The 12,500-nt window shown below is 61.4% G+C and carries 5 protein-coding genes, 2 tRNA genes, 2 rRNA genes and 1 pseudogene (1 of these 10 running past the window's edge); 5 read left to right on the forward strand and 5 right to left on the reverse strand.

Features of this window, described 5'->3' with window-relative positions; genetic code table 11:
- Both BM222_RS27625 and BM222_RS27630 read right to left on the reverse strand, forming a co-directional pair.
- On the reverse strand, positions 1-264 hold a 264-nt coding region (locus tag BM222_RS27625), incomplete at its 3' end, for a transposase (protein ID WP_143106067.1).
- A 150-nt stretch (positions 265-414) separates the two neighbouring features.
- Positions 415-1,203, reverse strand: a complete 789-nt coding sequence (locus BM222_RS27630) for an MOSC domain-containing protein (protein ID WP_092235094.1) — start codon at positions 1,201-1,203, stop codon at positions 415-417.
- A gap of 241 nt (positions 1,204-1,444) precedes the next feature.
- Between BM222_RS27630 and clpB the strand changes: the two genes are divergently transcribed.
- A complete protein-coding gene (clpB, locus tag BM222_RS27635; protein WP_092235097.1) occupies positions 1,445-4,084 on the forward strand; it encodes an ATP-dependent chaperone ClpB in 2,640 nt (879 codons plus the stop codon).
- Between the two features lie 74 nt (positions 4,085-4,158).
- Here clpB and BM222_RS27640 read toward each other — a convergent pair whose 3' ends face one another.
- The 3 genes and pseudogenes from BM222_RS27640 to BM222_RS27650 all read right to left on the reverse strand — a co-directional run bounded on the left by BM222_RS27640 (position 4,159) and on the right by BM222_RS27650 (position 8,343).
- Positions 4,159-4,425: a hypothetical protein gene (locus BM222_RS27640; RefSeq protein WP_092235101.1), complete on the reverse strand. Its 267-nt coding sequence runs from the start codon at positions 4,423-4,425 to the stop codon at positions 4,159-4,161.
- A 93-nt stretch (positions 4,426-4,518) separates the two neighbouring features.
- A pseudogene (locus BM222_RS27645) lies at positions 4,519-6,137 on the reverse strand (Vgb family protein).
- A 142-nt stretch (positions 6,138-6,279) separates the two neighbouring features.
- Positions 6,280-8,343: a peptidoglycan DD-metalloendopeptidase family protein gene (locus tag BM222_RS27650; RefSeq protein WP_092235105.1), complete on the reverse strand. Its 2,064-nt coding sequence runs from the start codon at positions 8,341-8,343 to the stop codon at positions 6,280-6,282.
- A gap of 999 nt (positions 8,344-9,342) precedes the next feature.
- Here BM222_RS27650 and BM222_RS27655 point away from each other — a divergent pair.
- The 4 genes from BM222_RS27655 to BM222_RS27670 all read left to right on the forward strand — a co-directional run.
- Positions 9,343-10,829: ribosomal RNA gene (locus BM222_RS27655) — 16S ribosomal RNA — on the forward strand.
- A 187-nt stretch (positions 10,830-11,016) separates the two neighbouring features.
- Positions 11,017-11,093, forward strand: a tRNA-Ile gene (locus BM222_RS27660).
- 108 nt (positions 11,094-11,201) lie between these two features.
- Positions 11,202-11,277, forward strand: a tRNA-Ala gene (locus BM222_RS27665).
- Between the two features lie 464 nt (positions 11,278-11,741).
- Positions 11,742-12,500 (forward strand): 23S ribosomal RNA (locus tag BM222_RS27670) (it continues 2,088 nt past the right edge of the window).
- Together the 16S and 23S rRNA genes with 2 tRNA genes alongside form the textbook arrangement of a ribosomal RNA operon.

Consider the following 12,500-nt stretch of genomic DNA (forward strand, 5'->3'; position numbering starts at 1 on the left):
CATGCGCAACTGCTCGTTTTCCCGCTGTAACCGTGCGATCACGTCAGCCTGGTCCGCCGACGGCACCGACGCTTGCGACGTGGGCGCCGCGGCGCTGCCGCCGGCTGCTACCGTGCTCCGCTCCTTCACCCATCGACTGAGCACGGAGCCATCGAGCCCGAGCTCTTTCGATACCGACTTCGCCGAGCGACCGCTCGACAAAACCAGATCAACTGCCTGCCCCTTGTACTCGTCCGAATATGACCGACGCTGCCGTTTCGCCATCCGACACCTCTCTCTGCCTAAGCTATAGGTGTCCACCAATTTAGGGGAGGCCCAAGTCTGGATTGCTTCGTCGCATCAGCGCAAAATTGCTTTGCAATTTTGTCGCGAGCTCCTCGCAATGACGGTGGTTGTTGCGGCAGCGGCGCCAGCTCACACCAGCTTCGGCTCTTCCACCGCCACCGCATCGCCCACGCCGATCTCGCCGTCGGCCATCACCTCGGCATAGATGCCGCAGTCCATGTGGCCGAGACGGCGCGACAACGTCGGCGGTATCTCGAGATCGCGCTTCGCCGTCACCGGATCCACATTCGTGGCCGGGCAGCGGACGATGCGCTTCACCACCTTCAGCCGGGCCTGCCCGATCGCGAGTATCTGGCCGACGAGGTCGAGCTCGGACCAGGCCGGCCAGCCCGTCACGTAGAGATTGGCGCGAAAGCGCAGGGGATTGACGGCAATGCCATCGAGCATGGTCTCGATGGCGCGGACGCTCTCGATGTTGATGATGGACACGACCTTGCGGGCCACGTCGGAAAAGCTGTGGCCACGGCCGGACAGAACTTTTGGCGGCCCCTTCAGCTCCGCACGAAAATTCTCCGCGAAATAGGCCTCGATGGCGGCGCGGCCGTCGGCGGTCTCGAGATCGCCGCTGGCGACGATCTGGCCGTTCTTGCGGAGGGTCAGGCGATTGGTCGCGTCCTCGAACCGGCTGTCCAGGGAGGCCAACCGCTCGTTGCGGGCCAGCATGAGAAACTGGATTTTCGGCTTCCACCCCGGGGCTTCCGGGTCAAATCCGCTGGGTCCGTTCTCGATCGCGTAGCGGCGGTCGGAGGGCAGGGTCTGGCCTGAGCGCAAGCGCACCCGGGACAGGGGTTCCGGCGTGAGGCCTTTGATCGGGTAGCGGTAAAGGCCGGTGATTTCTGCTGTCTGGTTGACTGTCATGCGGCTACTTAGGGGATTCTCTCTGGCCTCGCCAAGCAGACCGATGAGCGCACGAAATTGTGAACTTGCCTCTTCCGATCCGAGGGCGCGCTTCCCACATCTGGGTCAGGCCGGCGCCAGCGTCGACTGAGAACGACCGCTGTCGGTTGAGCAATGTCAACGCGGCAGGCGGAAACCCAATGAAGATGCCGTTTGGGGTGCCTGATAGGGCCCCAGGGGCAGGCCGAGGGACAGAAAAGACATGAATATCGACAAATATACCGAACGCTCAAGGGGCTTCATCCAGTCCGCGCAGTCGCTAGCGGTGCGCGAGGGACATCAGCAGTTTTCGACCCTGCATCTCCTGAAAGTCCTGCTGGACGACAATGAAGGCTTGGCTTCCGGCCTGATCGACCGCGCCGGCGGTAATTCCCGCGCAATTCTGAAGGCGACCGAAGACGCCCTCGGCAAGGTGCCGAAGGTTTCCGGCGGCGGTGCCGGCCAGATCTATCTGGCGCCCGAGCTTGCCCGCACCTTCGATGCCGCCGAAAAGGCCGGCGAGAAGGCTGGCGACAGCTTTGTCACGGTCGAGCGTCTGCTGCTCGGCCTCACGCTGGAGAAGACCAGCGAGGCCGGCGCGATTCTCGCGAAGGGCGGCGTCACCCCGCAAAATCTCAACGCCGCCATCGAGGCGCTGCGCAAGGGCCGCACCGCGGATTCCGCGACCGCCGAGAACGCCTATGACGCGCTGAAGAAATATGCCCGCGACCTGACCCAGGCCGCGCGCGACGGCAAGCTCGACCCGGTGATCGGCCGCGACGAGGAGATCCGCCGCACCATCCAGGTACTCTCGCGCCGGACCAAGAACAATCCCGTCCTGATCGGCGAGCCCGGCGTCGGCAAGACCGCCATCGCCGAAGGCCTCGCGCTGCGCATCGTCAACGGTGACGTGCCGGAGAGCCTCCAGGACAAGAAGCTGCTGTCGCTCGATCTTGGCGCACTGATCGCGGGTGCAAAATACCGCGGTGAGTTCGAGGAGCGGCTGAAGGCCGTGCTCCAGGAAGTGACCGCGAGCGAAGGCACCTTCATCCTGTTCATCGACGAGATGCACACGCTGATCGGCGCCGGCAAGGGCGATGGCGCGATGGACGCGTCCAACCTGCTCAAGCCCGCGCTTGCGCGGGGCGAGCTGCACTGCATCGGTGCGACCACGCTCGACGAGTACCGCAAGCATGTCGAGAAGGATGCGGCACTGGCGCGGCGTTTCCAGCCGATCTTCGTCAGCGAGCCTTCGGTCGAGGACACGATCTCGATCCTGCGCGGCCTGAAGGACAAGTATGAGCAGCACCACGGTGTGCGGATCACCGATTCCGCGCTCGTGGCCGCGACGACGCTGTCCAACCGTTACATCACGGACCGCTTCCTGCCGGACAAGGCCATCGACCTCATGGACGAGGCCGCGGCGCGGCTGAAGATGCAGGTCGATTCCAAGCCGGAAGAGCTGGATTCGCTCGATCGGGAGATCATCCGGCTCAAGATCGAGCAGGAAGCGCTGAAGAAGGAAAGCGATCTCGCCTCCAAGTCGCGTCTCGAAACGCTGCAGAAGGAGCTGGCCGAGCTCGAGGAGAAATCCACGGCGCTGACCGCGCGCTGGAGTGCGGAGAAGAGCAAGCTCTCCAACGCCCAGAAGCTGAAGTCGGAGCTCGACGCCTTGCGCGTCGATCTGGCCGATGCGCAGCGGCGCGGCGAATTCCAGAAGGCGGGCGAGCTGGCCTACGGCCGGATCCCGCAGCTGGAAAAGCAACTGGCTGATATCGAGGCCAAGGAGAACTCCGGCGAGATGATGGAGGAGGCGGTCACCGCCAACCACATCGCGCAGGTGGTCTCGCGCTGGACCGGCGTGCCCGTCGACAAGATGCTGGAAGGCGAGAAGGAGAAGCTCCTCAAGATGGAGGAGCAGCTCGGCAAGCGTGTCGTCGGCCAAGCCGAGGCCGTACGTGCCGTCGCAACGGCGGTGCGCCGCTCGCGCGCCGGCCTGCAGGACCCGAATCGGCCGACCGGCTCGTTCATGTTCTTGGGGCCCACCGGCGTCGGCAAGACCGAGTTGACGAAAGCGCTCGCCGAGTACCTGTTCAACGACGAGACCGCGATGGTTCGCCTCGACATGTCCGAGTACATGGAGAAGCACTCGGTCTCGCGGCTGATCGGCGCGCCTCCCGGCTATGTCGGCTACGACGAGGGGGGTGCACTCACGGAAGCGGTGCGGCGCCGGCCATATCAGGTCGTCTTGTTCGACGAGATCGAGAAAGCGCATCCCGACGTCTTCAACGTCCTGTTGCAGGTGCTCGACGACGGCCGCCTGACCGATGGCCAGGGCCGTACCGTCGATTTCCGCAATACCTTGATCATCATGACCTCGAACCTCGGTTCGGAGTTTCTGGTGAATCAACCTGAGGGCGAAGACACCTCCGCCGTCCGTGAGCAGGTGATGGGAATGGTGCGGGGACATTTCCGCCCCGAGTTCCTCAACCGCGTCGACGAGATCATCCTGTTCCATCGCCTGCAGCGCAGCGAGATGGGCCGCATCGTCGAGATCCAGTTCGCGCGGCTGCAGAAGCTGCTGAGCGATCGCAAGATCGTGCTGACGCTCGACGCCTCGGGCCGCGACTGGCTCGCGGCCAAGGGCTGGGATCCGGCCTACGGTGCGCGGCCGCTGAAGCGGGTGGTCCAGCGCTATCTCCAGGATCCGCTCGCGGAGATGATCCTGGCCGGCGACGTCAGGGATGGCGACACGGTTGCGATCTCGTCTGAAGGCAATGTGCTGACCTTCAACGGCAAGGCGCCGCAGACCGCGGAGATCGCGCAGTTCGAGGCGCCGGTGCCGAAGCGCAAGCTGAACTGAGCGCCGACGCTCTCTAAAGCAATTCGCCCCGGAGAGGTGCTCTCTCCGGGGCGAGTTTTTGTCGGATTGGTCGCCTAGCTGATTGCCGACCCCGAGCCAGGCCCGGCAGGACCTTGCTCGTCATCGTCTTGTTCTAGCTCGGAGAGAATATCCACGAGTTCACGCACGCGCCCCTGTGCCAGTGGCCGCAAATCGTTGATCATGGGTTCGTCGTTGGCGAGCCAGGCTTGGGCCTCAGTGAGTTCCTCGACAGTTGCGCCGGTTTCGATGATCTGGGCTATGGTGACGTCGTCGGCCCGGTCCACGGCCTTGACGACATCGTCGCGTGAGAGGCGCGTCATGGGGCGGTCCTCCTGCTGATGGGGGCTTTCCGTCAGCGCCTAACAGGAAAACCGGGGCACCGGTTCCGCGGCCGGCCTCCTCCCAAGGCGAGCCTACTTCTTCACCACCTTGTAAATTGCATTCTCGACGTCCGAGCTGAAATAGATGGTGCCGGAACTGCCGATCGCGACGCCGGTCGGGATGTGGGTCGGCAGGCCATTGGGCGCTCCGATCAGGCCGATCGGAAGATTGGCCGCGATCTCCGTAACCTGGCCGTTCTCCGGGTCGATTTCGATCAGCCTGGTGGCGCCGACCTCCGCCACGATCAATCGGCCGTCGTTTGCGCGCGCAAGACCTTCGGGCATTTTCAGGTCCTTGGCGAGCACCGTTTTCTCGCCATTCTTGTCGATCCTGGAGACGGTACCGGCAACGGCTTCGGTGACATAGACCTCGTCGCCCGATCCGGCGACGAGGCCGATCGGGCCTTCGAGCCCGCCGATCAGCGTGGCGCGATCCTTGCCGTGCTCACCGCTGACTTTGACCAGGGATTTGGTGCCGAACTCGGCCACCAGCAGGCTGCCGTCGGCAAGCACGATCGCGTCGTGCGGCGCCTTAAAGCCGTGCAGCATCTCGCGCGTAGCGCCGGACTTGCCGTCGATCACCTGTACCGTGCCGGTGAACCAGCTCGACAGGATCACGTCGTTGCCTTTCGCAGTCGCGCTCATCGGATATTCGAGGGTGACGCCGTCGGCGTGCATGCGCGCCTTCTCGATGACCTCGCCGGTTGCGCCGTCCACCGTGCGATAGGCGAACACGTCGGCGACGTGGATCGTATCCTTGCCGTTCTCAGAGGTGACGCCGATGCCGCCGGGCAAAGCGAGCTTGCCGATGATGATTTGCTTCGCCTGGCCGGTCGCCGGATCGACCTCCTGGATGCCGTTGTCGGCCATGTTGGAGACGTAGATGCGGTCCTTGTCGTCGATGGCGAGATTGTCCAGCGACGGCTTCAGTTGCGCGACCACGGTCTTGGTGCCGGACTTGGGATCGACCCGAACGAGCTGGCCGAGCGCCGTGTCGACCACCCAGAGATTGCCCTTGGAATCGAAATTCACCGCGGCGGGGACCTTGAATCCGTCGGCGATGACGGTCAGTTCGGCCTTGTCGACGTCGACCTTTGCGACCTGTCCCTTGAACCAGAGCGGACCATAGAGCTTGTCGTCGGGCCCGAACTCGAAGCCGTTGAGGCCGCCCATCTTGTCCATGATCTGGCGCGGCGGTTTGACGCCCTCGACGTCGATTTCATAGAGCGTGTCGCCGAGGAAGACGGTGGTGGCGTAGAGCCGGCCATCCCTGCGATAGGCGAGCGAATTGATGCCGTGAAGGCCGCTGGCCAGCTTCTTGATCGGGCCGTCGCCCTTGCGCGCATAGAGATCGCCGGTCAGGAAACCGGTCCAGGCCATGGTGCCATCGGGCGCGAAGGCGATGTCGTCGGCCATGCCCACAGGCGCGGGGATCGCAACCTTGGCGGTACCCGCGGCAACGTCGACTTCATAGAGCGCCGCACCTGCGACGCTGCCTGCAAACAGATGGCCGTCCTTATCGATTCCGAGTCCGTGCACGCATGGAAGGCCGAGCCCGCGACAAGCTTTGTGACCTCCCAGCCATCGGCAAAAGCGCTCGTGGTTGCAAAAATCGCAGCGGCGAAGGCTGCGCAGGCGAACCTGTGCGTCATGGCGAGACCTCCCCTTTTTTGGAAAGTATTTGCTCGTCACACGGCTTTGGCAAACGAAACTTGAAATTGTGGTGCGTCAAAATGACGTCCCACCGTGATCACGTTTCAGGAGATGTCAGGTCGATTTCGACCGATTGTCCAATCAGCGGTTGCTGACCTGTAGCGGGCCGCCTGTTGCGTCCGACATGCGGGCGATGGCGCCGGCCCGGCCGCTCATCATGGCATCGAGGCGGTCGCGCTCCTTCTCGAAGCTCGCGAGCATCGGGCCCTCGAGCGAACGCCCGCGCGGCAGCTTCACGCGCATCGGGTCGACGAAGCGGCCGTTGACGAGGATCTCGTAATGAACGTGCGGGCCGGTCGACTGGCCGGTCGAGCCGACGAAGCCGATGACCTGGCCCTGCCGCACCTTCTTGCCGGGCTCCATGCCTTTGGCAAAGGCCGACATGTGGCCATAGGCGGTCTCATAGCCGTTGTTGTGCTTGATACGGACGTATTTGCCATAGCCGCCTTCGAGCTGGGCCTTCTCGATCACGCCGTTGCCGGCAGCGAAGATCGGCGTTCCGTAGGCCGTGGCCCAGTCGACGCCGGTGTGCATCTTCACATAGCCGAGGATCGGATGGCGGCGGCCGCCGAAGCCGGAGCGCATGATGGCGCTGTTGACGGGCTTGCGGACCAGGAACTTCTTCGCGCTCTTGCCGGTCTCGTCATAGTAGTCGACGACGCCGTCGTCCGGGCTCTGATAGCGATAATATTTCTTGGTTTCGCCGCCGACCGTGAGCGAGGCGAACAGCACTTCGCTCTTGTCGACCGCCGTCGAGCCCTCGTCTTCGCCGGCATAGAACACGTCGAACGAATCGCCCGGCTGCACCTTGCGCTGGAAATCGACGTCGTAGGAGTAGATCTTGATCATGTCGTCGATGACGGGCATCGGCACTTTGTTGCGCATCGCGGTCTCGTAGATGCTCTGGTAGAGCCGCACGCCGCTGCCGTCGTCATCTTCATCGTCGTCGCTGTTGGTGTTGGTCGTAGCGTCGGCGACGGTATTCATGCTGGAAACGTCGACCGCGACGTATTTGCCGAGATCGGACAAAGCCGCGATCGCCTCGACGACGGTGTCGTTGGCGACGACGACGCGGTAGGGCTGGAGCCGCGCGCCTGGGCTTGCGGGTGCCATCAGGATGCGAAGCTTCTCGCCTTCCTTCAGGCCGCCGTCGCGGCCGCGCGGGCCGAGCGTTGCCGTGATCGCCTTGATCTCGTCCGGGGTGGCGCCGAGATCACGGAGGACCGAGCCGACGCTGTCGCCCTTCTTGACCAGGTGGACGCGCTCGCCGTTGGGATTGCCGCCGGTGATCTGCTCCTTGGTCTTCGGCAGCAGGGTGACGTTTTCCGGCACCACGCGGGTCTCGAAACCGGCATAGGGATCGGACGGCGACGCTTCGGCGGCGTAGGCCATCTTCATCTCGGATGGTCCGGTCGTGCCAGAGACGTCGGCGGTGGCATTGGCGAGGGATGCGTAGCGCACCCCGCCATTGCCGCGCCAATTGGCGGCATCGCGCACCCGCATCAGGATGTCGTCGAGCGCCACGACCGCGGAAATCTTGGCCTTCGGCAGCACCGGCGAGAGGTCCTTGGTGACGAAGGAGACCTCGGCGTCGGGCTCGACGGCTTCGGGGTTGTTCGGATCGTCGGCCGCAGTCTTCGCGTCTGAGCCGACGTCGGTGAGCAGACGTTGCGCGTTGAACGGCGGGATTTTCGCCGACAGGTCGCTGGTCGTCATCGACAGATTGCCGGCGATCCGGACGAAGGGGCGTACGCGCATCACGTCGCGGTTGCCGACGCGAGCCACCGTCGAGACGCGCACGATGTTGCGTGAGGCGGTGGTGTCGCTCGGCGGCGGCAGACGGTCGCTCTTGTGCAGCGTCGCCGTGCGATCGGCCGCGCCGAAGGCGCCACGCAGCGCGCCTTCGACCCGCTCCGGCACCTTGGCGAAAGTCATTTCGCCGTCGAGAGATGCGAAAACGGCGCCGCCGATCAGGGCTGCGCCGCAGAGTCCGGTCAGAATTGTGCCGCTGAACCATTGCACCGAGACGCGACGGCGATCGATGACGGCGGCCTCGGAACCATCGACGGACAGCGGCGGCTCGTGGCCGAGATCGATGATCCCGGTCTCACGCCCGTAAGCGCCGCGTGACGTCCTCTGGTTCAACCCAAGTCCCCCAATCAACGAACCCTCGCCGCCGACCTTCCCCAGCTCGCCCTCTCGAGGGGATTGCGGGAAAAGCCGTGCCGCACAGGTGCTCGCGCTCAGAAGGCCCTAAGGTGAGGGCCCGGCCGAAATTACGAACAGCTGGGCAGGTGAAGGTCTCTCGATGTCTTTACGAATGCCCGAAGAAGGCCGCGTCATCGTCAGATCGCCTTCTCTGAGCCCCAAGCAGATCGCCGGCAGCCCCCACTGGCATCCCCGCGATTCAAGCTTGTGTCATACCAGAACGCCGCGGGATTGTGGCTCTAGTACGGCGCCTAAGATCGAAAAAGTTTCCTGAATGGCGGGCGCGGGGCCTTGGGCGACGGGAGGTCCGAGGTCGCTCCCTGCATCCCCTCAGACCCCCTCTCAGGCCCCCTCAGGAGGCCACCCGGGCCCAAACTTTTTTTCAGATTTTTTGCCGGGATGCTCCGCTTCGCGCGCTCCATGGCCGTCTAATCAACTGTAATAACTAGGTTTTTTACGCCAATCCACTGTGCGACGATTTGTTGACGATTGGCGTTGACAGCCCGGAAGGTGGGGCCTATAACCCCAACCACTGAGCGCGGCGCCGCCGGGTCACTGACCAAGGCGAGCGAACGCGCCACTGATGCTCCTCAACTTGTTGAGTGACACAACAGCCGACACAATCGGTTGGAGTCATTCGACGTCAGTAAGGGTGTCGGGACCCTTCCACTCCGGAAGGTTGGGGCCTCCTGGTCCCGGGCTGTTTGACAAGTGAAGATGAAGAAAGAGAAACGTGGACGGCGGAGTCCTTGCGGGTCTCGCTTCTGAAAAGCTTCGGCTTTTCTGATCGAGACCGGACGAAAGACTTCGGCGGTACACGTTTCAAAGGAAACACCATCGTTGCCCGCGATGTGAATCGCAGGCAGCACATCGACTTCGGTCGATAATGGTGGGACCTCGTCAAACGTTGTGATCAGCCGGTTCAAAGTTCAAGTCCAACTTGAGAGTTTGATCCTGGCTCAGAGCGAACGCTGGCGGCAGGCTTAACACATGCAAGTCGAGCGGGCGTAGCAATACGTCAGCGGCAGACGGGTGAGTAACGCGTGGGAACGTACCTTTTGGTTCGGAACAACACAGGGAAACTTGTGCTAATACCGGATAAGCCCTTACGGGGAAAGATTTATCGCCGAAAGATCGGCCCGCGTCTGATTAGCTAGTTGGTAGGGTAATGGCCTACCAAGGCGACGATCAGTAGCTGGTCTGAGAGGATGATCAGCCACATTGGGACTGAGACACGGCCCAAACTCCTACGGGAGGCAGCAGTGGGGAATATTGGACAATGGGGGCAACCCTGATCCAGCCATGCCGCGTGAGTGATGAAGGCCCTAGGGTTGTAAAGCTCTTTTGTGCGGGAAGATAATGACGGTACCGCAAGAATAAGCCCCGGCTAACTTCGTGCCAGCAGCCGCGGTAATACGAAGGGGGCTAGCGTTGCTCGGAATCACTGGGCGTAAAGGGTGCGTAGGCGGGTTTTTAAGTCAGGGGTGAAATCCTGGAGCTCAACTCCAGAACTGCCTTTGATACTGAAGATCTTGAGTCCGGGAGAGGTGAGTGGAACTGCGAGTGTAGAGGTGAAATTCGTAGATATTCGCAAGAACACCAGTGGCGAAGGCGGCTCACTGGCCCGGTACTGACGCTGAGGCACGAAAGCGTGGGGAGCAAACAGGATTAGATACCCTGGTAGTCCACGCCGTAAACGATGAATGCCAGCCGTTAGTGGGTTTACTCACTAGTGGCGCAGCTAACGCTTTAAGCATTCCGCCTGGGGAGTACGGTCGCAAGATTAAAACTCAAAGGAATTGACGGGGGCCCGCACAAGCGGTGGAGCATGTGGTTTAATTCGACGCAACGCGCAGAACCTTACCAGCCCTTGACATGTCCAGGACCGGTCGCAGAGATGTGACCTTCTCTTCGGAGCCTGGAACACAGGTGCTGCATGGCTGTCGTCAGCTCGTGTCGTGAGATGTTGGGTTAAGTCCCGCAACGAGCGCAACCCCCGTCCTTAGTTGCTACCATTTAGTTGAGCACTCTAAGGAGACTGCCGGTGATAAGCCGCGAGGAAGGTGGGGATGACGTCAAGTCCTCATGGCCCTTACGGGCTGGGCTACACACGTGCTACAATGGCGGTGACAATGGGATGCTAAGGGGTGACCCTTCGCAAATCTCAAAAAGCCGTCTCAGTTCGGATTGGGCTCTGCAACTCGAGCCCATGAAGTTGGAATCGCTAGTAATCGTGGATCAGCACGCCACGGTGAATACGTTCCCGGGCCTTGTACACACCGCCCGTCACACCATGGGAGTTGGTTTTACCTGAAGACGGTGCGCTAACCGCAAGGAGGCAGCCGGCCACGGTAGGGTCAGCGACTGGGGTGAAGTCGTAACAAGGTAGCCGTAGGGGAACCTGCGGCTGGATCACCTCCTTTCTAAGGATGGCTCTTCAGAAGCTTGCTTCTATCGAGCTGTTTTGGAAACATCAGGGGCCAACAGATCGCCAGATCGTTGAGCTCCATTGGCGGGATTTCGCCGTCTACGTTTCTCTTTCTTCGCGGACGAACACGCGCTGGGCCTGCATGCGCAGGATCCCATGGTCCTTAACGGGATATGCGTTAGGGGCTTGTAGCTCAGTTGGTTAGAGCGCGCGCTTGATAAGCGTGAGGTCGGAAGTTCAAGTCTTCCCAGGCCCACCAGCCTTCGCGCTTCGCAGCTTCGGCCAGGCAAGCCCTTCATGTGAAGGCTGCCGCGCCGTAGCCTTGGCGAAGGCGGGCTGATCAAACGAGCATTCGTCTTCTGGTTACGGGGCCATAGCTCAGCTGGGAGAGCGCGTGCTTTGCAAGCATGAGGTCGTCGGTTCGATCCCGTCTGGCTCCACCAGCCTTCGCTGGTTGTAGCCAGCTACGGCTGGGTGAACCGACCGGTGCGAAGGCTGCCACGTCGAAGCTCGTAAGAGCGAAGACGGGCTGGCGCCATCACCGACCAAATCGTCCGCGAAACATCACTTCGCATCCTGCTAGTCTGGATAGACAGCAGATTGCGTGTTTTCTGACATCGTAAAGAGGAGATCGATCCGAGTTGGGTCGTGTAGCAGATTGCTGCGCGGATCCTTCATTATCTCCGGATCATTTTCGGCGCTCGACGCTGACCGCAAGGTTGGCTGTCGAGTTGTAAAATGATCCTTTTAGCGAAGCTTGACCGCCTCGCTATCGGAACGATCTTACGAAGCAAGCTGGTCTTTCTAATCATTGTCCGGCTGTACGTAGCGTTCATCGAGGGCGCGTGCCGAAAGGCAATCGTACAGACAACATTCTGCCGAGTGTGTGGACATTGATAATGAGAGCAATCAAGTGCCTTAAGGGTGTTCGGTGGATGCCTTGGCGCTGAGAGGCGATGAAGGACGTGCTACGCTGCGATAAGCCGTGGGGAGCTGCGAAGAAGCTTTGATCCACGGATTTCCGAATGGGGAAACCCACCTTCGATAGCCGGAACTCCAAGACCTCAGGTCTTGGTGTTCGACCAGAAATGATCGGGACCATAACCCTCGAGGTTTTGGATTTCCGGTTATCAAGAGAAGGTATGAGACTTCTGAATACATAGGAGGTTTCAAGCGAACCCAGGGAACTGAAACATCTAAGTACCTGGAGGAAAGGACATCAACAGAGACTCCGTTAGTAGTGGCGAGCGAACGCGGACCAGGCCAGTGATACATCAAAGACAATCGGAACCGGTCAGGAAAGCCGGGCCTCAGAGGGTGATAGCCCCGTACGAGTAACGCGATGATGTATCCACGAGTAAGGCGGGACACGTGCAATCCTGTCTGAACACGGGGGGACCACCCTCCAAGCCTAAGTACTCCTCAGCGACCGATAGTGAACCAGTACCGTGAGGGAAAGGTGAAAAGCACCCCGACGAGGGGAGTGAAATAGACCTGAAACCGGACACCTACAAACAGATGGAGCCCAAGATACGTTCTGGGTGACATCGTACCTTTTGTATTATGGGCCAGCGACTTAATTTAACGAGCAAGCTTAAGCCGATAGGCGAAGGCGTAGCGAAAGCGAGTCTGAATAGGGCGTCAAGTTCGTTGTATTAGACCCGAA

This window comes from Bradyrhizobium sp. Gha (genome assembly GCF_900113735.1).
Taxonomy (GTDB): Bacteria; Pseudomonadota; Alphaproteobacteria; order Rhizobiales; family Xanthobacteraceae; genus Bradyrhizobium.

Bases quoted from the DNA above. Each gene is read 5' to 3' on its own strand.
- BM222_RS27630 (WP_092235094.1), bottom strand. From the start codon at position 1,203: ATGACAGTCAACCAGACAGCAGAAATCACCGGCCTTTACCGCTACCCG.
- BM222_RS27640 (WP_092235101.1), bottom strand. From the start codon at position 4,425: ATGACGCGCCTCTCACGCGACGATGTCGTCAAGGCCGTGGACCGGGCC.
- clpB (WP_092235097.1), top strand. From the start codon at position 1,445: ATGAATATCGACAAATATACCGAACGCTCAAGGGGCTTCATCCAGTCC.